Consider the following 21,630-nt stretch of genomic DNA (forward strand, 5'->3'; position numbering starts at 1 on the left):
CACAAGCCCGGTTCATCGGCGACTGTCACGATGGGCCGCTTGTCCACAGACCGCTACACTGAAACCATGAGCTCTGCCCCATCACCCCTGCTGATGATCGAAGACGACAGCCGCCTGGCCCAGATGGTGGTCGAGTACCTGGGGCAATCTGGTTTTGCGGTGACGCACGCAGCAGACGGCGAGCAAGGGCTGGAACAGCTGCAGCTGGTGATGCCCGAGCTGGTGGTGCTGGACCTGATGATGCCTGGCATCGACGGGCTGGAGGTGTGCCGGCGCATCCGCGCGCTGCCGGGCAGCCTGGGCCGCGTGCCGGTCATCATGCTCACCGCCAAGGGCGACCCGATGGATCGCATCATCGGCCTTGAATTGGGCGCCGATGATTACCTGCCCAAACCGTTTGAACCACGAGAATTGCTGGCGCGCGTTCGCGCTGTTTTGCGCCGCCGCGGCGAGATCAGCTCGACCTCGGTGAGCCGCAGCACGCCGGTGCTGCGTTTTGGCTCGCTGGAAATCGACCGCGATGCCCGCACGGTGCAGGTGGGCGAGCAGGCCTGTGAGCTCACGTCCTACCAATTTGATTTGCTGGTGGCCATGGCCGAGCGCGCCGGGCGCGTCCTCACGCGCGACCAGATCATGGAGGCGGTGCGCGGGCGCGAGCTGGAGGCGTTTGACCGCAGCATCGACGTGCACATCGGTCGCATCCGCAACGCCATTGAGGCCGACAGCAAGGAACCCAAGCGCATCCTCACGGTGCGTGGGGTGGGGTATGTGTTTGCGAAACAGCAGGATTGACGGCTCCCTCCCGCGCCGCGCTTTCAGCGCGTCACCTCCCCGGGGGTGCGGCACCGGCGGCCCGGCAAAGCCGGTTCCGCGGCGCCCTGGGGTGAGACACCTCGCGCGGGACGATGCCTCGCGAGGGACATTCCTGGGGGACCTGCTTTTTTCGACGTGTTGTGGTGCCGAGGTGCCCGCATGAAAAGCCTGCTCGGTCAGCGCCTGTACCTGCGCATCTGGCTGGCGATCGTGGCGGCTGTGGGTTTGCTGGCGCTGGTGGTGGGATGGTTGTGGCAGGTGGCGCTGGACACGCAGCGCGAGCAGGCCAACAACCGCACCGAACGCGAAATCGTGCTGCGCAACAGCGCAGGCGAGGTGGTGGGCCAGGCCCCAGCCCGAGCCGTGCGGCTGCCGGGTGAGGGGCTGGAGTTTCAGGTGACGATGAAAGACGGGCAGACGCTCTACATCAACCTGCCACGTCGCAATCGCCCGTCCTCGGACACACTCCCGACGCGCCGAACGCAATCCTGGCTGCAGTCGCCGATGGGTTTTGCCTGGTTGCTTGGCCTGGTGGCCCTGGCGGTGGCGCTGGGCGCCTACCCCATCGTGCGCCGACTCACCAAACGGCTGGAGGGCTTGCAAAAAGGCGTGGAGCGCTGGGGCGAGGGTGACCTCTCGGCGCGTTTGCCGGTGCAGGGTGAAGACGAAGTGGCGTTCCTCGCGACCCGCTTCAACACCGCCGCCGAACGGGTGCAGAGCCTGGTGCTGTCGCACAAGGCTCTGCTGGCCAACGCTTCTCACGAGCTGCGTTCACCGTTGGCCCGTATCCGCATGGGGCTGGAGTTGATCGGCCGCGACGGCGCGAGCGGTGCGCAGCGTCAGGAGATGGCTCGAAGCATCGATGAGCTGGACCAGCTCATCGACGAAATTCTGCTGGCGAGCCGGCTCGACGCACGCGACGCCAACGATGTCTCCGTGCTCGGTCCGACCGAAGAGGTGGACCTGATCGGGCTCGCCGCTGAAGAATGCGCCCGCACCGGCGCTGACCTGGATGTGCTGCCCGGTGCCTCGCCGTTGATGGCTCAAGGGCACGCCAAGCTGCTGCGTCGCGTGGTGCGCAACCTGCTTGAGAACGCACGGCGGTACGGCAAGCCTGTGGCGCCGGCCGGTTCAGATGGGCCTGCCGTGCCGGAGGTGCAACTGACGCTCGGCCTGCGTCAGAGCCCCACCGCGCGATCTGGCCCGTTCACGTCGACCACAGCCTTGATCACGGTGGAAGACCGGGGGCCCGGCGTACCTCACGAGCTGCGTGATCGCATCTTCGAACCCTTTTACCGGCTACCAGGCGCCAGCGAGCGCGAAGGCGGTGTGGGGCTGGGCCTGTCGCTGGTGCGCAGCATCGTCGAGCGACACGGTGGTTCGGTGCGCTGCGAATCTCGCGAGGGCGGCGGCGCCCGCTTCGTGGTGGAACTTCCGATTTGACTGTCGATAAGGCGGGCATCCTGTCCGTTGCCTGACGGTGACGCAGGTGTTTTGGGGCTTATTACCCAAGCTCACATCGCAATTCCCCCAAACAGGGGATGGTGCAACTTTGTGCGGCAGCGCACAATTTCGCTGTTGCTGTCACAACACCACGAAGAAAAGTACAGAGCCCTCATTGGCAGGCGCCGAAAGCGGCGCTCACAACCGGTCTCCCAACGACGTCCTTTCGAGGACTTTTACAAAGCCACCGCAAGGTGGCTTTTTTTTGGTCGGCGAGGCATCAGTGCCCTGATGCTGCAGCGATATCCGACCAGGAAGCGCCAGCCTGGTCCTTGGCCGACAGGGTCGGGGGCATGCCGATGTCGGGCCACTCGATACCGAGCTGCGGGTCGTTCCAGGCAATGCAGCGCTCGTGCTCGGGCGCGTAATAGTCGGTGGTCTTGTAGAGGAAGTCGGCGGTGTCGCTGAGCACCAGAAAGCCGTGGGCAAGCCCGGCGGGCACCCACAGCTGGCGGTGGTTGTCCTCGGTGAGCTCAACGCCAACCCAGTGCCCCAGCGTGGGCGAGCCCGGCCGGATGTCCACCGCCACGTCGAACACGGCCCCACGCACGACCCGAACCAGCTTGCCCTGGGGCTGCTGCACCTGGTAGTGCAGGCCGCGCAGCACGCCCTTGGCACTGCGGCTGTGGTTGTCCTGCACAAAGTTCAGGTCCAGCCCGGTGGCGTCGTTGAAGGCTTTCTGGTTGAAGCTCTCGAAGAAGAAGCCACGCGCATCGCCGAACACCTTGGGTTCGATGACCATCACGTCGGGGATGCCGGTCGGGGTCACCTTCACGGAAACACCTTCTCGCTCAGGATGCGCTTGAGGTACTGGCCGTAGCCATTCTTGAGCAGGGGCTGGGCCAGCTTGTCCAGCGCGGCGCTGTCGATCCAGCCGTGGCGCCAGGCGATTTCTTCCGGGCAGGCGATCTTCAGGCCCTGGCGGTGTTCCAGCGTGGCGATGAATTGGCTGGCTTCGAGCAGGCTTTCGTGGGTGCCGGTGTCGAGCCACGCGTAGCCGCGCTGCATGATCTGCACGTTGAGTGCGCCTCGGTCCAGGTAGGCCTGATTGACTGCGGTGATCTCCAGTTCGCCGCGGGCGCTGGGCTTAACGGCGCGCGCGATGTCCACCACCTGGTTGTCGTAGAAGTACAGGCCAGTCACCGCGTAGTTGCTCTTGGGTTTGAGCGGCTTTTCTTCGATGCTGCTGGCCTTGCCCGTTGTGTCAAAAGCCACCACACCGTAGCGCTCGGGGTCGTGCACGTGGTAGGCGAACACGGTGGCGCCGCCGGTCTGGGCATCGGCGTCGGACAGCAGGGTGGTGAAGTCGTGGCCGTAGTAGATGTTGTCGCCCAACACCAGGGCGCTGGGCTGGTTGCCCACAAAGTCGGCGCCGATGAGGAAGGCTTGCGCCAGGCCGTCCGGGCTGGGTTGCACCGCGTACTGCAGGTTCATGCCCCAGGCGCTGCCGTCGCCCAGCAGCTGCTGGAAGCGCGGCGTGTCCTGCGGCGTGCTGATGATCAGCACATCGCGAATGCCCGCCAGCATCAGCGTGCTCAGCGGGTAGTAGATCATCGGCTTGTCGTACACCGGCAGCAGCTGTTTGCTGATCGCCAGCGTGGCGGGGTGCAGCCGGGTGCCGGAGCCGCCTGCGAGGATGATGCCTTTGCGTTGGGTCATGGAAGTTCCCTGTGGATTAAAGCGTTTCGCTCAGCATGCGGCGCACGCCCAGCTGCCAAGGCGGCAGGGTGAGGCCGAAGGTCTGGCGCAGGCGCGCCGTGTCCAGGCGAGAGTTCAGCGGGCGGCGTGCGGGGGTGGGGAAGGCGCTGGTGGGCACGGGCGCCACCTCTTTGCAAGCGAGTACCAGCTCGGGGCGGAGTTCGCGCGCGGTCTCGATGACGAATCGGGCGTAGCTGTTCCAGGTGGCTTCGCCTGCGGCGGCCAGGTGGTACACACCTGCATCCTGTGGCTGGCGAAGCACCTGCCGGATGGTGTGGGCGCTGACGTCGGCGATCAGCTCGGCGCCTGTCGGTGCCCCGTGCTGGTCGTTGATCACGGTCAGGCGTTCGCGTTCGGCAGCCAGGCGCAGCATGGTCTTGGCGAAGTTGCCGCCGCGTGCGGCATAGACCCAGCTGGTGCGAAAAATCAGGTGGCGCGCGCCGCTGGCGGCGATGCGCTGCTCGCCCTCCAGCTTGGTCTGCCCATACACGTTCAGGGGCCCGGTGGCTGCGTCTTCACGCCACGGCTGATTGCCCTGGCCGTCAAACACGTAGTCGGTGGAGTAGTGAACGAGCAACGCACCCAGGGTGTGAGCGGCTTCGGCCAGTGCGCCAGGCGCCTCCGCATTGATGGTGCGCGCCAGTTCAGGTTCGCTTTCGGCCTTGTCGACGGCCGTGTAGGCTGCTGCGTTCACGATCACATCCGGGCGCACGCGCATCACGGTCTGGCGCAGTGCTTCAGGCTGGGTCAGGTCACCGCATCCGCCGTCGGCCTCGGTGCTGCGTCGATCCAGTGCCATCAGCTCGCCGAGCGGGCTCAGGCTGCGCTGCAGCTCCCAGCCGACCTGCCCGTTCTTGCCCAGCAGCAGGATTTTCATGCGCTCGGGCTGGCGTATTGCAGACCGACCCATTCCCGGTAGGCCCCGCTTTGCACATGCTCGACCCAGTCGGCATGATCGAGGTACCACATCACGGTCTTGCGGATACCGCTCTCAAAGGTCTCGGCTGGCTTCCAGCCCAGTTCGGCTTCCAGCTTTCTCGCATCGATGGCGTAGCGCCGGTCGTGGCCCGGACGGTCTTTCACGTAGCTGATCTGACTCGCATAAGGCTGACCATCGGCGCGAGGTCGCAGTTCGTCGAGCAGTGCACAGACGGTGTTGACGATTTCGATGTTGGGCTTTTCATTCCAGCCGCCTACGTTGTAGATCTCACCCAGCCGACCGCCTTCGAGCACGCGGCGGATCGCGCTGCAGTGGTCTTTCACGTACAGCCAGTCGCGGATCTGCATGCCGTCGCCGTACACCGGCAGCGGCTTGCCGGCCAGCGCGTTGACGATCATCAGCGGAATCAGCTTCTCGGGAAAGTGGAACGGGCCGTAGTTGTTGCTGCAGTTGGTGGTGAGCACCGGCAGGCCGTAGGTGTGGTGGTAGGCGCGCACCAGGTGGTCGCTGGCGGCCTTGCTCGCCGAATACGGGCTGTTGGGTTCGACGCGGTGGGTTTCGGTGAACGCCGCATCGCCCGGGCCGAGACTGCCGTAGACCTCATCCGTGGACACATGCAGCAGGCGAAAAGCATCTTTCTGTGCGCCTTGCAGACCGCCCCAGTAGGCGCGCACAGCTTCGAGCAGGTGGAAGGTGCCGACGATATTGGTCTGGATGAAGTCTCCCGGGCCGTGGATGGAGCGGTCCACATGGCTCTCGGCGGCGAAATTGATCACCGCGCGTGGGCGGTGCTGCGTCAGCAACTGCGCGACCAGTGAGGCGTCGCCAATGTCGCCTTGCACGAACACATGGCGTGCATCCCCTTGCAGGCTGGTCAGGTTCTCCAGATTGCCCGCGTAGGTGAGCTTGTCCAGGTTGACCACAGGCTCGTCGCACTGGGCCAGCCAGTCGAGTACAAAATTCGCACCGATGAAGCCGGCGCCGCCTGTGACCAAAATCATGTGAATTCCTGTGCTGAAGTCTGCCGGACCGCTCTGGTGGGCGTCATTGCGCCGATTGTCGTGTTGGCTGCGGCCGCATGTGGTCCGAAACTGAGTACATCAATGACTGTGTGAAACCGTCTCGCCCGCCTTCAGCCGGTACACCGTGCCGCAATACGGGCAGCGCACTTCACCTGTCTTCGCCACGTCCAGGTACACTTTGGGGTGGCTGTTCCAGAGTTTCATGTGCGCTTTGGGGCTGGGGCAGAAGACGCCGCCGTGGGCGTTGAGGTCTTTGGCAGCGAGTTCGATGACGGCGTTGCTCATGATCGCCTCAGACCTTCGAGAGCCAGTGTGCATATTGGGGGTTCTTGCCGCCCACAATGTCGAAGAACGCGCTCTGGATTTTTTCGGTGATTGGGCCGCGGCTGCCAGCGCCCAGTTCGATGCGGTCGAGTTCGCGGATGGGGGTCACCTCGGCCGCGGTGCCGGTGAAGAAGGCTTCGTCGGCGATGTAGACCTCGTCGCGGGTGATGCGCTTTTGCACGATCTCCAGCCCCAGGTCCTTGGCAATGTGGAACACGGTGTTGCGCGTGATGCCGTTGAGTGCACCGGCCGACAGGTCGGGGGTGTAGATCACGCCGTTCTTGATGACAAAGATGTTTTCGCCCGCGCCTTCGCTCACGAAGCCCGAGCTGTCGAGCAGCAAGGCTTCGTCGTAGCCTTCGTCGGTCACTTCCATGTTGGCCAGGATGGAATTGGTGTAGTTGCTCACCGCCTTGGCCTGCGTCATGGTGATGTTCACATGGTGGCGGGTGTAGCTGCTGGTCTTGACGCGGATGCCGCGCTTCAGGCCCTCTTCCCCCAGATAGGCGCCCCAGGACCACGCTGCCACCATCAAATGGATGGTGTTGCCTTTGGGAGAAACGCCCAGCTTCTTGTCGCCGATCCAGGTCAGCGGTCGGATGTAGGCGCTCTCCAGCTTGTTTTCGCGCACAGCGGCCTTCTGCGCTTCCATCACCTCGGCCTTGGAAAACGGGATCGTCATTCGCAGGATCTTGGCGCTGTTGAACAGGCGCTCGGTGTGTTCTTCCAGGCGGAAGATGCTGGTTCCGCCATCGGCGGTCTTGTAGGCGCGCACACCCTCGAAAGCGCCGCACCCGTAGTGCAGCGTGTGCGTGAGCACGTGGATCTTGGCGTCGCGCCAGTCCACCAGCTGGCCGTCCATCCAGATCTTGCCGTCGCGGTCGGACATTGAAGGAATCGGTGCCATGCGCTGTACCTCGTGGGGATGTTTGGTGAAGTCTGAGCCTGATCGCCTGGCGACCCAGCCGTGAACAAACCGCGATTTTACGGTGCCAGGTCCGGTGTGTCGGGCGGCTCGAGCTGGGGTGTTGCCTCCACGCGGAAAGACACCAGGCGGCCCTGCTCAAAACTGCAGATGGCGGTGTGTCCTGTGTCATCTGACCAGGTGCGCACTTCTGGATCGGCGTCCGGGACGCTGCGCAGCGCGCCAATGCTCAGCGTCAGGCGCATCACATCGACCAGTGGCATGCCGGGTTTGAGGCGTTGCGCCAACGCACCGGCGTCGCGCACCCGACCCAAAGGTCGGTTGGCCACGGTGCGCAGCAAGCGCATGAGCTTGGTGAAGTGCAGCAGCAGCCAGAAGCTGAGCATGAGCAGCGCCAGGATCAGGCCAGGCCAGCTGTAGCTGCGCCAGGCGGCATAAGCCAGGGCAGCGGCCATGGCCGGGAACAGCAGGCGGCGCACCATCGGCGGCAGTTGGAACATGCTCAAAGCCCCCGCACCAGGTTCATGGCTTCTTCAATGCGCTCCACCGGGTGGATGGTGAGCCCCTCAAAAGCCTTGTCGTTTTTCTTCGGCGCGTTGGCCTTGGGCACCACCGCCACGCTGAAGCCCAGCTTGGCCGCCTCTTTCAGCCGCTCCTGCCCACGTGGTGCTGGGCGCACCTCGCCTGCCAGGCCCACCTCGCCAAAGGCGATGAAGCCCTTGGGCAGCGCCTTGCCGCGAAGACTTGAAGTGATCGCCAACATCACCGCCAGATCTGCCGCCGGCTCACTGATGCGAACGCCGCCCACCGCGTTGACGAACACATCCTGGTCCATGCAGGCCACGCCGGCGTGGCGGTGCAGCACCGCCAGCAGCATGGCCAGCCGGTCGCGGTCCAGGCCGACCGACAGGCGCCGCGGCGACGGTCCGCCGCTGTCCACCAGCGCCTGAATCTCCACCAGCATCGGCCGCGTGCCTTCCAGCGTGACCATGACGCAGCTGCCCGGCACCGGCTCGCTGTGTTGGCTCAGAAAGATCGCGCTCGGGTTGCTCACGCCTTTGAGGCCGCGCTCGGTCATGGCGAATACGCCGATCTCGTTGACCGCGCCAAAGCGGTTCTTGATGGCGCGGATCAGGCGAAAGCTGCTGTGTGTGTCGCCTTCGAAGTACAGCACCGTGTCCACCATGTGTTCCAGCACGCGCGGGCCGGCCAGCGCGCCTTCCTTGGTCACGTGGCCCACCAGCACGATGGCCGTACCGCTGGCCTTGGCGGCGCGCGTCAGGTGCGCCGCGCATTCGCGCACCTGCGCCACCGATCCGGGCGCGCTGGTGAGCTGCTCGGAATACACGGTCTGAATCGAGTCGATGACGGCGATGGCCGGGCGGGTCGCCTCCAGTGTGGCCAGCATTTTTTCCAGCTGGATCTCGGCCAGCACGCTGACCTGCGAGTGGTCCAGCCCCAACCTGCGCGAGCGAAGGGCCACCTGGGCGCCACTTTCTTCACCCGTTACATAGAGCGTTTTGAGTCCGGCGCGCTGCAGCGAGTCCAGCGCCTGCAGCAGCAGGGTGGATTTGCCAATGCCCGGGTCGCCACCGATCAGCACCACGCCGCCTTCCACAATGCCGCCGCCCAGCACCCGGTCCAGCTCGTCGTGGCCGGTGGGGGTGCGCTGCACGTCGGTGGCGTCGATGTCGGAGAGCACCGCCACCTCGGCGGTCTTGGCCAGCGAGGCAAAGCGGTTCTTGGCTGGGGCGGTGGACTCGGCGATCGACTCCACCAGGGTGTTCCAGGCGCCGCAATGCGGGCACTTGCCCAGCCACTTCGGGCTGGTGCCGCCGCACTCGTTGCAGGCATAGGTGGTTTTCTCTTTGGCCATCCAGGGAGAATACCGTGACCCATGAATGCTTTTGATCCTCGTTTTCGCCGCCCCTCCGATGGCGCTGGCGTGGTGGTGGTACCCCAACCCCGCGCGTCCGGCTCCAAAGCGCCGGGCGCATCGCGCGGCTACCAGCTGCAGCTCAAGCGCATCCAGAAGCTGCAGCAGCAGCTCCTGGAGCTCGACGCGCTGGCGCAGACGCACCGCCAGGCCTTGCAGCAGCAGGTCCATCCCTTGCAGATCGAACACCGCCAGCAGCTGCGCGCCATGGTGCTGCTGATCGACGAGCGCTTGCAGGGAAAAATGCTGGCGGCGCCGCAGCGTCGGGCGGCTGTGACCATCTTGTGCGGCATGGCGGCTACGCTGGCGCGCGAAGGCGACAAAGCCATGGCGGAGCTTCACGATCGCCACAGCCCGACCAGCCTGGCCGACCAGGCGCGAGCGCGCAGCGAGGCCATGCGTGCCGACATCGAGGCGGCGCTGGGCCAGCCGATGCGCGACTTGCCTCTTGAGGCCAACGCTGAGCAGATCCTGGCCGCGGGCATGGCCCGCCTGCGCGAGCAACGGGCGCAAGCGGACGAAGACAAGCGGGCGCGAGCGGAGCGCCGGCGTGCAAAAAAGCAGAAGCCGCCCAAAATCCCAGCAGGTCAGCAGGCTGGCGATCTGCCAGAGGGAAGTGCCTTGTTGCGCAGCCTCTTTCGCCGGCTCGCCAGCGCCCTGCACCCCGACCGCGAGAGCGACCCCGCGGCGCGTGAGCGCAAGACCACGCTCATGAGCGAAGCCAATGCAGCCCATGCGCGGCGCGACCTGCTGGCGCTGTTGCAGCTGCAGCAAGACGCCGAGCTGGACGACCCGCTGGACGAAAGCCTGTGGGGTGAAAGCCAGCTGGCGGCCATGACGGCGCTGCTCAAACAGCGGGTAGCCGACCTGGAACGCGAGCGAGCTGGCCGGCAAGACGCGCTGGCGCAGGAGTTTCAGGTGCCGCCGGGTATGGGCGTCACACCCGGGACGCTGCAATCGGTGTTGCTGGAACAGGTCTGGAAGCTGGCGCAAGTGCTGGAGCTGATGCGGGCAGATGCCCGCCTCGCGCAGACCGACGCCGGCTTCAAGCGCTGGCTCAGGGCGCAGGCTGCGGTGATACAACAACTCGCTGTCTAGGTCCTGTTCGCGCTCAGAGTTCGCGCTCAAAAACGGGTGTGGACAGGATCCTAGAGATCCAGTGAAAACCCTTTGACGAGTTGTCGGGTGATGTCGGCCGCTGGCAGGTTCTGGCAGCCGCGCGTGTTCTGTCCCGCCCACAACGGCGAAAAGTCGCCACTGCCCAGCGCTTCCCAGTGCGCGCGCAGCGGCGCCATGGCCGCCGTGGCGAGGGGGAACGCAGGAGCAGCCGGATTCAGCGGACCCAGTTCGCGCATCACGCGGTTGACGATGCTGCGTGCCGGCCGACCCGAAAACAGGGTGGTCAGCGCTGTGAGTTGTGCGGCCTCGCTTTGCAGGGCGGTGCGGTGCGGGGTGCTGGTGGTGGCCTCGTGGCTGCACAGGTAGGTCGTGCCCACCTGCACACCCGCAGCCCCCAGCGCCATCGCGGCGGCCACCCCCGCCGCGTCGGCGATGCCGCCAGCAGCGATGACCGGCACGTTCACCGCCGCGACCAGCTGCGGGAGCAAGGCCATCGTGCCCATCTGGCTGTTCAGGTCGTCGCTTTGGAACATGCCGCGATGGCCACCAGCCTCCAGGCCCTGGGCGATGATGGCGTCGGCCCCGTGGGCGGCCAGCCAGCGCGCCTCAGCCACCGTGGTCGCGCTGGACAGCACCACGCTGCCCCAGCGCTTCACCCGCGCCAGCAGGTCCGGCGCCGGAAGTCCAAAGTGGAAGCTCAGCACGGGTGGCCGAAACGCCTCGATCTGGTTGGCCGTGTCGTGGCTGAACGGCACCCGGCCGGCACCAGCGGGCACGGCAGCGATGTCGAGCCCGGCTTCGGCGTAGTAGGGCGCCAGCGCATGGCGCCACGCCGCCTCACGCGCTGCGTCAGGTTGCGGCGGCACATGGCAAAAAAAATTTAGGTTGACCGGGTGCGTCGTGCCCGCGTGGAGCGCCTTGAGTTCGCGCTGCAGCGCCTCGGGTGTGAGCATGGCGCAAGGAAGCGAGCCCAGCGCGCCAGCGTTGGACACAGCCACGGCCAGCGATGCGCCTTGCACACCGGCCATCGGCGCCTGGATCAAGGGGTGCTCGGTGCCGAGCAGGGTGGTCAGAGCGTTTTGCACAGGTTGATTGTGAACACGCCGTTCGATTTGCGGGAAAACCCTGGGTCGGGCGCGGGGTCAATCATTTAACATATTAAATAAATGAGCCTCGCCACCCCCTTCATCCATCGCAACCTGCCGCGCCTCTTGCTCGAAGCGCGGGAGGCGGTGATGCAGCACACCCGGCCCAGCTTGCGCGAGCACGGACTGTCTGACCAGCAGTGGCGCGTGCTGCGGGTGCTCGGCGAGCACGCAGACAACCCGGCTGGCGTGGAGACCGGCCGCGTGGCGCGCGAAGCGCTGTTGCTGGGCCCCAGCCTGACCGGCGTGCTCGGTCGAATGGAGCGAGACGGTCTGATCGCCCGCGAGCGCTGCCCGCAGGACGCGCGGCGAACGGTGGTGCGCGCCACGCGTGCCGGCCTCAAGCTGGTTGGCACCTTGTCACAAACGATCGAGGCGCATTACCAATGGCTCGAGTCCCGACTCGGTACCGCTCGATTGGCCCAGCTCTATGCCTTGCTGGATGAGGTGATCGCGCTGGAAGCGCCCGCCGGGGTGACCTCCGACGGCACCGATGCATGAGCCCCCATGCCATGAAGCACAACCCTTATCGACCTATGGGCACGGTGTACGGCACGCTGCTGAACTTCCAGCGCGAGCACACGCTGTGGGCACCGCGCATGAACGAGGCGCCCTATCAGGCGCCGCCCAAGGCGCCAGTGCTCTACATCAAGACCGCCAACACCTTCACCCCGCATGGGCATGCAATCGCGCTGCCGGATGGCGTCGAAGCGGCCGAAGTCAACGCCACGTTGGGACTGGTGGCGGGCGATGGAGGCCTGCCAGAGAGCTGCGTGCTGCTCAACGATGTCACCGTTCCCCACAAAAGCTACTACCGTCCCCCCGTGAAATTTCGCTGCGTCGACGGCTTCTTGGGCGTGGGTGATGCCCTGCGAACCTTGGCCGAGCTGGGTGGCCTGGAAGCGCTGTCTGCGCTGGTGCTGGAGTTGCGGGTCAATGGCGTGATGCGGCAGCGCAGCCCGCTTGCTGAGCTGGTGCGCGATGCGGCAGCGCTGTGGGCCGAGGTGAATGGCTTCCAGTCGCTGCAGCCGGGCGATGTGCTGATGCTGGGCACGGACTGCCTGGGGGACGGCGCCAGGGTGCTCGTGCACGCAGGCGATGCGGTGGAGATCACGACTCAAGGGCTGAGCCCGCTCGTCAACCACTTCATCCGGGAATCCGCATGAAAAGAGCGCGCATTGCCTGGGCCGGTGGGCTTCACGACGCGATCGAGGTCGATGGCCAACTGGAGCTGCTCACGCCGGCATTTCAGGGGCGCCGCGTGGGTCATGACGAGGTGGTGTGGCTACCGCCGTTTTCGTCGGCGCTGTCGCCGCAGGGACGCGCTCGCACCGTGCTGGCGCTGGGCCTGAACTATGCCGATCACGCGAAGGAACTCGCCTTCAAGGCCCCCGAAGAACCTCTGGCCTTCGTCAAGGGCCAGGCCTCGCTGATCGGTCACCGCGGTTTCACCGTGCGGCCTGACGGCGTGAACTTCATGCACTACGAATGTGAACTCGCGGTGGTGATCGGTCAGCCCGCAAAGCGAGTCAAGAAGGCTGATGCGCTGTCCTTCGTGGCGGGCTACACCGTGGCCAACGATTACGCGATTCGTGACTACCTGGAGAACTGGTACCGCCCCAACCTCAAGGTGAAGAACCGCGACACCTGCACGCCCATCGGCCCCTGGCTGGTGGACGCGGCCGACGTGCCCGACCCGCAGGCGCTGGCCTTGCGCACGACGGTCAACGGGCAACTCACCCAGCAGGGCCACACCAGCGACATGATCTTCGACGTGGCCACGCTGATCGAATACTTCAGCGCTTTCATGACGCTCATGCCTGGCGACTTGATCCTGACCGGCACGCCCGACGGCGTGGTCGACTGCCAGCCAGGTGACGTGGTCATCACCGAGATCGACGGTATCGGCGCCCTCACGAACAACATCACCGCAGAGCGAAGGGGGTCAGGTCCTGATTCAGGACAGTGACCTCCCCAGATCAAAACCACGTTGAACGACATCAGGCTCTGACGCCCTTCGCGGTCTGGCCGAAGAAGGACACTTATGAAAATCGACCACCTCATCAACGGCAAGACCGTCGCCGGCACCGACTACTTTCAAACCGTCAACCCGGCCACGCAAGGCGTCCTGGCCGAAGTTGCCTCGGGCACCGAGGCCGAAGTGAACGCTGCTGTGCAGGCAGCACAAGATGCCTTCCCCGCCTGGGCCGGCCTGCCCGCCACCGAGCGCGCGAAGAAGATCCGCGCGCTGGGCGACCTGATCGCGAAGCACGTGCCCGAGATTGCGCAGACCGAGACCAAGGACACCGGCCAGGTGATCGCGCAGACCGGCAAGCAGCTCATCCCGCGCGCGTCGGACAACTTCTATTACTTCGCCGAGATGTGCACCCGCGTGGACGGCCACACCTACCCCACGCCCACGCACCTGAACTACACCCTGTTTCACCCCGTCGGTGTGTGCGCGCTCATCAGCCCGTGGAACGTGCCCTTCATGACCGCCACCTGGAAGGTCGCGCCCGCGCTGGCGTTCGGCAACACCGCGGTGCTGAAGATGAGCGAACTCTCGCCCATGACCGCGGCGCGCCTGGGCGAGCTGGCGCTGGAGGCCGGTATTCCCGCCGGCGTGCTGAACGTGGTGCACGGCTTCGGCAAGGAAGCCGGCGAGCCGCTGTGCGCGCACCCCGACGTGCGCGCCATCAGCTTCACCGGCTCCACGGCCACGGGCAACCGCATCGTCAAGACCGCGGGCCTGAAGAAGTTCAGCATGGAGCTGGGCGGCAAGAGCCCGTTCGTAGTCTTCGACGACGCCGATCTGGACCGCGCGCTCGACGCCGCGATCTTCATGATCTTCAGCAACAACGGCGAGCGCTGCACCGCCGGCTCGCGCATCCTGGTGCAGCAGAGCATCTACGCCGACTTCGCCGCCAAGTTCGCCGAGCGCGCGAAGCGCATCGTGGTGGGCGACCCGCTGGACGAGAAGACCACCATCGGCCCGATGATTTCCAAGGACCATCTGGCCAAGGTGCGCAGCTACATCGACCTGGGCCCGAAGGAAGGCGCGACGATGCTGTGCGGCGGGCTGGATCGGCCTTCGTATGCAGCGGAATTGCCTTCGCACGTAGCGGCTGGAAACTACGTCTGGCCCACCGTGTTCGCCGACGTGGACAACCGTATGCGGATCGCGCAGGAAGAGATCTTCGGCCCGGTGGCCTGCCTGATTCCGTTCCGCGACGAAGCGCACGCCATCGAGCTGGCGAACGACATCGCCTACGGTCTGAGCAGCTATATCTGGTCGGAGAACATCGGCAAGGCGCACCGCGTGGCCGCTGCGGTGGAAGCGGGCATGTGTTTCGTGAACTCGCAGAACGTGCGGGATCTGCGGCAGCCGTTTGGGGGTACCAAGGCCTCGGGCACTGGGCGCGAGGGCGGGACCTGGAGTTACGAGGTGTTCCTGGAGCCCAAGAACGTCGCTGTCTCCATGGGTTCGCACCACATTCCTCACTGGGGGTTGTGATTTGCTTTCCCCTGTTTCGCTCAGACGTTTGTGCGGAATGGCGATCGCGGGGTACACGACTCCGCGAATGTCCCCCGAAATGGGCTGCGCCCATTTCTCCTCCTTTATTTCGCTGCGTCGTGCACCCCACACTCGCCATCCAGAAGCGATGGTGGCGAGCCATGTCAGAGAGCCGATGCGCAGCGAGAAGGCGGTGATACGGGTTTGCCGCAGCGAAATAAAGGAGGAGGGCTTTGCGCAGCAAAGACCGGGGGACATTCGCGGAGGCAGGCCCGCGTCGCCACCTTCTACCCAACACGTCAGCCGAGAAGAAAGCAACAGGAGACAAGACAAATGGGCAAAGTAGCACTGGTCGGCAAGATCACCCACGTCCCCTCGATGTACCTCAGCGAACTCGACGGCCCCCGCAAAGGCACTCGCCAGGACGCCATCGACGGCCACAAGGAAATCGCCCGCCGCTGCAAAGCGCTCGGCGTCGACACCATCGTCGTCTTCGACACCCACTGGCTGGTCAACGCCAACTACCACCTCAACTGCGCCCCGCATTGGAAAGGTACCTACACCAGCAACGAACTGCCACACTTCATCAGCAACATGCCCTATGCCATTCCTGGCAACTGTGAACTGGGGCAACTGCTGGCGAAGGCGGCGAACGAACACGGCGTCGAAACCCTGGCCCACCACGCCACCACGCTCGGCCCCGAGTACGGCACCCTCGTGCCCATGCGCTACATGAACGCCGACCAGCACTTCCAGGCGGTCTCGGTCTCGGCGCTCTGCACCTCGCACTACCTGAACGACAGCGCGCGCCTGGGCTGGGCCATGCGCCGTGCGGTCGAAGACCACTACGACGGTACCGTCGCCTTCCTCGCCAGCGGCTCGCTGAGCCACCGCTTCGCGCAAAACGGCCTCGCGCCCGAGTTCGCGTTCAAGGTCTGGAGTCCCTTCCTGCAGCACCTGGACGACGAGGTGGTGCGCATGTGGAAGGCCGGCGAGTGGAAGGACTTCTGCGAGATGCTGCCCGAGTACGCCGCCAAGGGCCACGGCGAAGGTTTCATGCACGACACCGCCATGATGCTCGGCGTGCTTGGCTGGAGCGAATACACCGGCCAGGCCGAGGTCATCACGCCGTATTTCGGTGCCAGCGGCACCGGCCAGATCAACGCGCTGTTCCCGGTGTTGCCGGTCAGTGGCGCGGCCGTTCCGCCGCCCGTGGCTTCCCGCGCCGACGGCTACACCTCGGTCGCCACACGCCTCTGAACGAAAGAACCTCCATGCCCCACCTCGTCGTTCTTTACACCCCCAACCTCGACAAACCCGCCGCGCAGGGCGGTGTGGACATGGCTGGCCTGTGCCGCGCCCTGTGCGACGCCATGCTCGCGGTGCGCGACGAGCAGGACAAACAGGTTTTCCCCACGGGGGGTACGCGCGTGCTGGCTTACCCCGCCGCGCACAGCGCCATCGCCGACGGCGGCGCGGCCGGCATCGCCTCGGGCTTGGGCGGTGACTGCGCCTTTGTTTACATGAACGTGCGCATGGCCAAGGGTCGCAGCGCAGTCGTGCACCAGCGCGTGGGCGAGGCGCTGAACGCCTGCGTGAAAGAGCGCTTCGCCGAGCAACTCGCGAAGCGTCCCATCGGCATCACCGTGCAGGTGGACGAGGGCCACGAGGTGTTTGACGCAAAAAACAGTTCTCTGCACCCCCTGTTTCAGAAGCCCTGAACAACCAGAAACAGACCATGTTTGAAGACGCCCTCATCCAGCAGCTCGCCGCCGAGCTGCAGCAATCCCAGCAGACCCGAACCCAGGTCGAGCATTTTTCGAAACGCCACCCCGGCATGACCGTCGAAGACGGCTACCGCATCGGCCGCGCCTGGGTGGATCTGCAGAAGGCACGCGGCCGAAAAGTGATTGGCCACAAGATTGGCCTGACCAGCCGGGCCATGCAGATCAGCAGCCAGATCGACGAGCCCGACTACGGCACGCTGCTGGACGACATGCTGTATGTCGCGAAGGCGGATGAGGTACTGGAAATTCCGGTGAAAAACTTCATCGCCCCGCGTGTGGAGGTCGAGCTGGCCTTCGTGCTCAAGGCGCCGCTGGCTGGCCCGAACGTGACGGTGGAAGACGTGCTGGCCGCCACGGAATACATCACCCCCGCCATCGAAATCATCGATGCGCGGATCGAACAGTTTGACCGCCACACCAAGGCCATGCGCAAGGTCTACGACACTATCAGCGACAACGCGGCCAACGCCGGGATCGTCATCGGCGCGGGCGACCCGGCTTTCAAAGCCGACCCGCGCGCGACCAACCGCCCTTGGTGCGGCGCCATCCTGCGGCAGAACGGCGCGGTCGAAGAGACGGGCCTGGCCGCCGGCGTGCAGGGCGATCCAGCGATCGGTATTGCCTGGCTGGCCAACAAGCTCGCGCCCTGGGGCGAGCGCCTCGAAGCGGGCGAGATCGTGCTGGCCGGATCGTTCACGCGACCCGTGGCAGCGCAGGCAGGCGACCGGTTCGAGGCCGCCTATGGTCCGCTGGGTTGTCTGAAATTCTCTTTTGTCTGAACCCACAGGTGCCCACATGAAAACACCCACCAACGCCTTCAAGCTCGCGCTTCAGAAACGCCGCCCCCAGATCGGCTTCTGGCTCGGTCTTGCCAACGCCTACAGCGCTGAAATCTGTGCCGGTGCCGGCTTCGACTGGCTGCTGCTCGACGGCGAACACTCGCCCAACGGCTTGCAGGACCTGCTGTCTCAGGCGCAGGCCATCGCCGCCTACCCAGCTTCCCATGCCATTGCGCGCGTGCCAGTGGGCGACGCCGTGCTCATCAAGCAGTACCTCGACCTGGGTTTGCAGACGCTGCTGGTTCCCATGGTTGACACGGCTGAGCAGGCGAGCGCTCTGGTGCGCGCGACCCGCTACCCGCAAGATGATGGCGATGGCGGCATTCGCGGCATGGCGGGTGCACGCGCTTCGCGCTGGGGGCGCTATCCCCAGTACGCAAAGGAAGCCAACGAGCAGGTCTGCCTGTTGGTGCAGGCCGAGACGCGCGAAGCACTGAAGAACCTCGATGCGATCGCGGCTACACCCGGCGTGCACGGCGTGTTCATCGGGCCGGCCGACTTGTCGGCTTCTCTGGGGCACGTGGGTGATCCTGCTCATCCAGACGTGCAGCGAGCGATCGAAGACGCCATCGGCCGCATCCTGCGGGCCGGCAAAGCCCCTGGAATCCTGACCACCGACGAGGCGCAGGCCAGGCACTACCTGTCTTTGGGCGCGGTGTTTGTGGCGGTAGGCCTTGACACCCAGATGCTGACTAGCCAGACCAGTGCGCTGGCCGCTCGCTTCAAAGGCGATGGGCCAGCGCCTGCGCGTTCCAAGGGCAGCGTGTACTGAACCTGATGGGAGAAAACGGCATGAATGCTCATTTGCCCGCTGCCGCGACGGCGCCACCCTCGATCCACCCTGACGAGTGGACCGCGCGCGTCGAGCTCGCGGCCTGCTACCGCATCTTCGCCATGCTTGGCTGGACCGAGATGATTTACAACCACATCACGCTGCGCCTGCCCGACAGCGTGACGGGTGGAGAGAAGCAGTTCCTGATCAACCCCTTTGGGCTGCACTACAGCGAAGTCACGGCGCGCAATCTGGTGAAGATCAATCTGCAGGGGGAGGTGCAGGGCGGATCGGTTGGCCCAGTCAACCCGGCGGGCTTTGTGGTGCACGCCGCCATCCACGCCGGCATCGAGGGCGCCCACTGCGTCATGCACACCCATACCACCGCAGGTGTGGCGGTCGCCTGTCTGAAAGGTGGTTTGCAGCAGACCAATTTCTACAGTGCGCAATTGCACGATATGGTGGCGTACCACGACTTCGAAGGCATCACCATCCACGCGGAAGAAGGGCCACGTGTGCTCGACAGCATCGGAAAAAGACAGGCGGTGATTCTGCGCAACCATGGTCTGCTGGCCTGGGGCCAGACGTTGCCGCAGACCTTTGCCGTTCTGTGGACCCTGCAGCGCGCCTGCGAAATCCAGCTGGCCACTTTTTCGATGGGTGGTGCGGACGCGGTGATTCCCGTTCCCGAGGCGATCGCGGCCAAGTGCACGCGGGATGCACTGCAGTTCAACCCAAACCACGGCGCGGGTCGCGACGTGTTCGATGCGCTGGTGCGCCAGGTGGATCGAATCGACGACGACTACCGGTGCCATGAGGGGGCAGACGCGTGAATGAAACGGTGTTGAAACGCGTGGCGATTGTGGGTGCGGGCGCCATCGGTGGCTGGCTCGGCGCCAGGCTGGCGCAAGCCGGAGGTGAGGTCAGCGTGCTGGCGCGTGGCGATACGCTGCGGGTGCTGCAGACCGATGGACTTCAGTTGCACCAGGCCGGTGAACGCCTGGTGGTGCCGGTGCGAGCCACCGCCGAAGCCTCGCAGCTCGGTGTGCAAGACCTGGTGGTGGTCGCGGTCAAGGCCCCGGCGCTGGCCGACGTGGCTCGCCAGATCGGGCCACTGATCGGACCGACCACCATCATCCTGACCGCCATGAACGGTGTGCCTTGGTGGTTCCTGGATGGGGTTGGCGGCGAGTTCGCGGGCAGTCGTTTGAAGTCGGTGGATCCGGATGGCACCGTGGCCGAGGCCATTCCGTCGCAGCAGGTGATGGGCTGTGTGGTGCACGCGAGCTGCTCGGTCGACGCGCCGGGTGTCGTGCGCCACCACTTTGGCAACGGCCTGATCATCGGCGAGCCTGCAGGCGGTATCGGGGAACGGGCGCGGGCTGTCGCCAGCCGACTGCAAAGCGCGGGGTTCGAGGCCACCGTGTCGCCGCAGATTCAGAAAGACATCTGGTACAAGCTCTGGGGCAACATGACGGTCAATCCCATCAGTGCGCTGACCGGTGCCACCACCGATCGCATCCTGGGCGATCCGCTGGTGGTGGGCTTCGTCTCCAGCGTGATGCTGGAAGCCAAGGCGATTGGCGAACGGATCGGCATCCCCATCGACCAGCAACCCGAAGACCGCCATGCGGTCACGCGCAAGCTCGGTGCCTTCAAGACCTCGATGCTGCAGGACGTGGCCGCTGGAAAACCGGTCGAGCTCGACGCACTGGTGACCTCGGTGCGCGAGCTGGGTCAGCTCACCGGCGTGGCCACGCCGTTCACCGACGCGCTGCTCGGCCTGAGCCGTTTGCAGGCGCAGACGCTGGGGCTTTACCCTGAGTGAGGCAGTTAAGCAGGGATCGAACCTGCTCAGCCCGCCAGCGCCGGAAACAGCTTCACCAGCCCAGCCGCCATGACCTCCACCGACAGGGCGGCCAGAATCAGGCCCATCAGCCGCGTCATCACGTTGATGCCTGTCTGGCCAAGGAAGCGGGCGATGGGCTTGGCGAGCGTGAAGCACACCGCAGTGGCCAGCGCGATCACCACGCCGTAGCCCACCAGCGCAGCGTGTTGGAAGAAAGTCTTGGCCTGATCGGCGTAGATCACCACAGTGGACATGGTGGCCGGGCCGGTGAGCAGGGGGATGGTCAGGGGCACGACTGCGATCGAGGCGCGTGCGGAGGTGTCATCGATCTCGTTCTGCGTGGCCTTGGCCTCGGCCGGCTGGGCGTTGAGCATCGACAGTGCCGAAGTCATCAGCAACAGGCCGCCGCCGACCTGGAAGCTGGCCAGCGAGATGTTGAAGAATTCCAGGATCTGCAAGCCAACGACAGCGCAGATGGCGATCACGGCGAACGCGCTGAACGAGGCGATCAGCACGGTGCGCTGGCGCTGTTTGCTGGTGAATCCCTGGGTGTAGTGAATGAAGAACGGCACGATGGCCAGCGGGTTGACGATGGCCAGCAGGGTCACGAGGGGTTTGAAATCCATGGCCGAGATTGTGGGGGACAGTGGCGCATTCGGCGAGCTACTGACGCATGAACTGCGCCAGTCCGACGGGGCCATAAGCCCGCCGCCGGGCTGCCCCCAAGGCGGGCTCAGCCCCCTCGGGGGGCAGCGACCCGCGCAGCGGTGGAGCGGCAGAGCACGTCTGAAGGGCGTGGGATGCAAGGGGGCAAAGGGCCTGCCGCCGGGCCGCCCCCAAGGCGGGCCCAGCCCCCTCGGGGGCAGCGACCCGCGCAGCGGCGGAGCGCGGGGGCTATCTCTCAGGGCTGCGCAGCCGGAACATACCGTAGCCCTCCATGTGCAACACCTTGTCGCCATGCTGGTTGAACATCTCCCAGATGGTGCGCACCAGGCCCACGTCGGGGCGCTTGCCCATGACCCGTTTTTCGGTGATGGTGTGCTGCAGTCGCAGGGTGTCACCCGGAAACACGGGCTTGAGCCACTTGATGTTTTCCAGGCCCGGTGAGCCCAGACTGGAAGACTCATGCAAGAAGTTCGTCACCATCAGGCGCATCGCCAGGCTGCAGGTGTGCCAGCCACTGGCGCACAGGCCGCCGAACACCGATGCCTTGGCCGCTTCGGGGTCGAGGTGAAATGGCTGGGGGTCGAACTGGCGTGCAAAGGCCACGATTTCGTCTGCGGTGGGCGACAGGCTGCCCAGGTCTTTCACCTGACCAACCGCCAGGTCTTCCCACCAGATTTTGATGTGCGGGCTTTGTTCGGGGGTGGTGGCGGTCATGGTTTCGCCGCCGGGCCGCCCCAAGGTGAAACAATCCCCCTAGGGGGGCAGCAACCCGCAAAGC

Annotated in this window: 24 protein-coding genes; 13 read left to right on the forward strand and 11 right to left on the reverse strand. The window is 65.3% G+C overall.

Features of this window, described 5'->3' with window-relative positions:
* Positions 1–66: 66 nt before the first annotated feature.
* The gene (locus QUV25_RS17630; protein WP_300865905.1) at positions 67–792 is read left to right on the forward strand and encodes a response regulator transcription factor; all 726 of its coding nucleotides are present in this window, start codon (positions 67–69) and stop codon (positions 790–792) included.
* 180 nt (positions 793–972) lie between these two features.
* The gene (locus tag QUV25_RS17635) at positions 973–2,256 is read left to right on the forward strand and encodes an ATP-binding protein (RefSeq protein ID WP_300865907.1); all 1,284 of its coding nucleotides are present in this window, start codon (positions 973–975) and stop codon (positions 2,254–2,256) included.
* 280 nt (positions 2,257–2,536) lie between these two features.
* Here the strand turns inward: QUV25_RS17635 and rfbC are convergent, their stop codons facing one another.
* From rfbC to radA, 8 genes are all read right to left on the reverse strand, one after another.
* The gene (rfbC, locus tag QUV25_RS17640; RefSeq protein ID WP_300865909.1) at positions 2,537–3,091 is read right to left on the reverse strand and encodes a dTDP-4-dehydrorhamnose 3,5-epimerase; all 555 of its coding nucleotides are present in this window, start codon (positions 3,089–3,091) and stop codon (positions 2,537–2,539) included.
* Positions 3,088–3,975, reverse strand: a complete 888-nt coding sequence (gene rfbA, locus QUV25_RS17645) for a glucose-1-phosphate thymidylyltransferase RfbA (protein ID WP_300865910.1) — start codon at positions 3,973–3,975, stop codon at positions 3,088–3,090. Before rfbA ends, rfbC begins: the two co-directional genes overlap by 4 nt.
* 16 nt (positions 3,976–3,991) lie before the next feature.
* Entirely contained in the window at positions 3,992–4,891 is a 900-nt protein-coding gene (gene rfbD, locus QUV25_RS17650) for a dTDP-4-dehydrorhamnose reductase (RefSeq protein WP_300865911.1), read from the reverse strand.
* Entirely contained in the window at positions 4,888–5,955 is a 1,068-nt protein-coding gene (rfbB, locus tag QUV25_RS17655) for a dTDP-glucose 4,6-dehydratase (RefSeq protein ID WP_300865914.1), read from the reverse strand. The genes rfbD and rfbB overlap by 4 nt, the downstream gene beginning before the upstream one ends.
* 99 nt (positions 5,956–6,054) lie before the next feature.
* A complete protein-coding gene (locus QUV25_RS17660; RefSeq protein WP_300865916.1) occupies positions 6,055–6,261 on the reverse strand; it encodes a zinc-finger domain-containing protein in 207 nt (68 codons plus the stop codon).
* 7 nt (positions 6,262–6,268) lie between these two features.
* On the reverse strand, positions 6,269–7,207 hold the full coding sequence (locus QUV25_RS17665) for a branched-chain amino acid transaminase (protein ID WP_300865919.1): 939 nt from the start codon (positions 7,205–7,207) through the stop codon (positions 6,269–6,271).
* A gap of 77 nt (positions 7,208–7,284) precedes the next feature.
* Entirely contained in the window at positions 7,285–7,725 is a 441-nt protein-coding gene (locus tag QUV25_RS17670) for a glycerate kinase (protein WP_300865922.1), read from the reverse strand.
* A gap of 2 nt (positions 7,726–7,727) precedes the next feature.
* Positions 7,728–9,101: a DNA repair protein RadA gene (radA, locus tag QUV25_RS17675; protein ID WP_300865924.1), complete on the reverse strand. Its 1,374-nt coding sequence runs from the start codon at positions 9,099–9,101 to the stop codon at positions 7,728–7,730.
* 21 nt (positions 9,102–9,122) lie between these two features.
* Here radA and QUV25_RS17680 point away from each other — a divergent pair, with 21 nt between their 5' ends.
* A complete protein-coding gene (locus QUV25_RS17680; RefSeq protein WP_300865926.1) occupies positions 9,123–10,259 on the forward strand; it encodes a hypothetical protein in 1,137 nt (378 codons plus the stop codon).
* A 50-nt stretch (positions 10,260–10,309) separates the two neighbouring features.
* Here the strand turns inward: QUV25_RS17680 and QUV25_RS17685 are convergent, their stop codons facing one another.
* Positions 10,310–11,365 (reverse strand): DUF561 domain-containing protein, encoded by a 1,056-nt coding sequence (locus QUV25_RS17685; RefSeq protein WP_300865928.1) that lies wholly within the window; start codon positions 11,363–11,365, stop codon positions 10,310–10,312.
* 81 nt (positions 11,366–11,446) lie between these two features.
* Here QUV25_RS17685 and hpaR point away from each other — a divergent pair, with 81 nt between their 5' ends.
* The 10 genes from hpaR to QUV25_RS17735 all read left to right on the forward strand — a co-directional run bounded on the left by hpaR (position 11,447) and on the right by QUV25_RS17735 (position 20,165).
* Positions 11,447–11,926 (forward strand): homoprotocatechuate degradation operon regulator HpaR, encoded by a 480-nt coding sequence (gene hpaR / locus QUV25_RS17690; RefSeq protein ID WP_300865929.1) that lies wholly within the window; start codon positions 11,447–11,449, stop codon positions 11,924–11,926.
* An 11-nt stretch (positions 11,927–11,937) separates the two neighbouring features.
* Positions 11,938–12,591 (forward strand): fumarylacetoacetate hydrolase family protein, encoded by a 654-nt coding sequence (locus tag QUV25_RS17695; protein WP_300865932.1) that lies wholly within the window; start codon positions 11,938–11,940, stop codon positions 12,589–12,591.
* Entirely contained in the window at positions 12,588–13,394 is an 807-nt protein-coding gene (locus QUV25_RS17700; protein ID WP_300865934.1) for a fumarylacetoacetate hydrolase family protein, read from the forward strand. The genes QUV25_RS17695 and QUV25_RS17700 overlap by 4 nt, the downstream gene beginning before the upstream one ends.
* 75 nt (positions 13,395–13,469) lie before the next feature.
* Positions 13,470–14,939, forward strand: a complete 1,470-nt coding sequence (hpaE, locus tag QUV25_RS17705; RefSeq protein ID WP_300865935.1) for a 5-carboxymethyl-2-hydroxymuconate semialdehyde dehydrogenase — start codon at positions 13,470–13,472, stop codon at positions 14,937–14,939.
* A 333-nt stretch (positions 14,940–15,272) separates the two neighbouring features.
* Positions 15,273–16,199 carry a 3,4-dihydroxyphenylacetate 2,3-dioxygenase gene (gene hpaD / locus QUV25_RS17710; RefSeq protein WP_300865936.1) on the forward strand — a complete coding sequence of 309 codons (927 nt, stop codon included), beginning with the start codon at positions 15,273–15,275 and terminating at the stop codon, positions 16,197–16,199.
* 14 nt (positions 16,200–16,213) lie between these two features.
* A complete protein-coding gene (locus tag QUV25_RS17715; protein ID WP_300865939.1) occupies positions 16,214–16,660 on the forward strand; it encodes a 5-carboxymethyl-2-hydroxymuconate isomerase in 447 nt (148 codons plus the stop codon).
* A 17-nt stretch (positions 16,661–16,677) separates the two neighbouring features.
* Positions 16,678–17,505 (forward strand): 2-oxo-hept-4-ene-1,7-dioate hydratase, encoded by an 828-nt coding sequence (hpaH, locus tag QUV25_RS17720; protein ID WP_300865941.1) that lies wholly within the window; start codon positions 16,678–16,680, stop codon positions 17,503–17,505.
* A 16-nt stretch (positions 17,506–17,521) separates the two neighbouring features.
* A complete protein-coding gene (locus QUV25_RS17725; RefSeq protein ID WP_300865943.1) occupies positions 17,522–18,337 on the forward strand; it encodes an aldolase/citrate lyase family protein in 816 nt (271 codons plus the stop codon).
* A gap of 20 nt (positions 18,338–18,357) precedes the next feature.
* Positions 18,358–19,170: a class II aldolase/adducin family protein gene (locus tag QUV25_RS17730; RefSeq protein WP_300865945.1), complete on the forward strand. Its 813-nt coding sequence runs from the start codon at positions 18,358–18,360 to the stop codon at positions 19,168–19,170.
* The gene (locus QUV25_RS17735) at positions 19,167–20,165 is read left to right on the forward strand and encodes a 2-dehydropantoate 2-reductase (RefSeq protein WP_300865946.1); all 999 of its coding nucleotides are present in this window, start codon (positions 19,167–19,169) and stop codon (positions 20,163–20,165) included. Before QUV25_RS17730 ends, QUV25_RS17735 begins: the two co-directional genes overlap by 4 nt.
* Positions 20,166–20,191: 26 nt before the next feature.
* On the opposite strand, the gene QUV25_RS17740 is transcribed toward QUV25_RS17735, so the two are convergent.
* Both QUV25_RS17740 and QUV25_RS17745 read right to left on the reverse strand, forming a co-directional pair.
* Positions 20,192–20,812: a MarC family protein gene (locus QUV25_RS17740; protein WP_300865949.1), complete on the reverse strand. Its 621-nt coding sequence runs from the start codon at positions 20,810–20,812 to the stop codon at positions 20,192–20,194.
* A gap of 268 nt (positions 20,813–21,080) precedes the next feature.
* Positions 21,081–21,566, reverse strand: coding sequence for a MaoC family dehydratase (locus tag QUV25_RS17745; RefSeq protein WP_300865951.1), 486 nt, complete (start codon positions 21,564–21,566; stop codon positions 21,081–21,083).
* Positions 21,567–21,630 lie beyond the last annotated feature (64 nt).

Origin of the sequence: Hydrogenophaga sp. (assembly GCF_030373245.1) — a bacterium.
GTDB lineage: Bacteria > Pseudomonadota > Gammaproteobacteria > Burkholderiales > Burkholderiaceae_C > Hydrogenophaga.

Coding starts and splice junctions, on each gene's coding strand:
- hpaR (WP_300865929.1), top strand. CDS start 11,447: ATGAGCCTCGCCACCCCCTTCATCCATCGCAACCTGCCGCGCCTCTTG.
- rfbB (WP_300865914.1), bottom strand. CDS start 5,955: ATGATTTTGGTCACAGGCGGCGCCGGCTTCATCGGTGCGAATTTTGTA.
- QUV25_RS17745 (WP_300865951.1), bottom strand. CDS start 21,566: ATGACCGCCACCACCCCCGAACAAAGCCCGCACATCAAAATCTGGTGG.
- QUV25_RS17680 (WP_300865926.1), top strand. CDS start 9,123: ATGAATGCTTTTGATCCTCGTTTTCGCCGCCCCTCCGATGGCGCTGGC.
- QUV25_RS17635 (WP_300865907.1), top strand. CDS start 973: ATGAAAAGCCTGCTCGGTCAGCGCCTGTACCTGCGCATCTGGCTGGCG.
- QUV25_RS17670 (WP_300865922.1), bottom strand. CDS start 7,725: ATGTTCCAACTGCCGCCGATGGTGCGCCGCCTGCTGTTCCCGGCCATG.
- QUV25_RS17730 (WP_300865945.1), top strand. CDS start 18,358: ATGAATGCTCATTTGCCCGCTGCCGCGACGGCGCCACCCTCGATCCAC.
- radA (WP_300865924.1), bottom strand. CDS start 9,101: ATGGCCAAAGAGAAAACCACCTATGCCTGCAACGAGTGCGGCGGCACC.
- QUV25_RS17725 (WP_300865943.1), top strand. CDS start 17,522: ATGAAAACACCCACCAACGCCTTCAAGCTCGCGCTTCAGAAACGCCGC.
- rfbA (WP_300865910.1), bottom strand. CDS start 3,975: ATGACCCAACGCAAAGGCATCATCCTCGCAGGCGGCTCCGGCACCCGG.
- QUV25_RS17695 (WP_300865932.1), top strand. CDS start 11,938: ATGAAGCACAACCCTTATCGACCTATGGGCACGGTGTACGGCACGCTG.
- QUV25_RS17740 (WP_300865949.1), bottom strand. CDS start 20,812: ATGGATTTCAAACCCCTCGTGACCCTGCTGGCCATCGTCAACCCGCTG.
- hpaD (WP_300865936.1), top strand. CDS start 15,273: ATGGGCAAAGTAGCACTGGTCGGCAAGATCACCCACGTCCCCTCGATG.
- QUV25_RS17700 (WP_300865934.1), top strand. CDS start 12,588: ATGAAAAGAGCGCGCATTGCCTGGGCCGGTGGGCTTCACGACGCGATC.
- QUV25_RS17665 (WP_300865919.1), bottom strand. CDS start 7,207: ATGGCACCGATTCCTTCAATGTCCGACCGCGACGGCAAGATCTGGATG.
- QUV25_RS17630 (WP_300865905.1), top strand. CDS start 67: ATGAGCTCTGCCCCATCACCCCTGCTGATGATCGAAGACGACAGCCGC.
- hpaH (WP_300865941.1), top strand. CDS start 16,678: ATGTTTGAAGACGCCCTCATCCAGCAGCTCGCCGCCGAGCTGCAGCAA.
- QUV25_RS17660 (WP_300865916.1), bottom strand. CDS start 6,261: ATGAGCAACGCCGTCATCGAACTCGCTGCCAAAGACCTCAACGCCCAC.
- QUV25_RS17715 (WP_300865939.1), top strand. CDS start 16,214: ATGCCCCACCTCGTCGTTCTTTACACCCCCAACCTCGACAAACCCGCC.
- rfbD (WP_300865911.1), bottom strand. CDS start 4,891: ATGAAAATCCTGCTGCTGGGCAAGAACGGGCAGGTCGGCTGGGAGCTG.
- hpaE (WP_300865935.1), top strand. CDS start 13,470: ATGAAAATCGACCACCTCATCAACGGCAAGACCGTCGCCGGCACCGAC.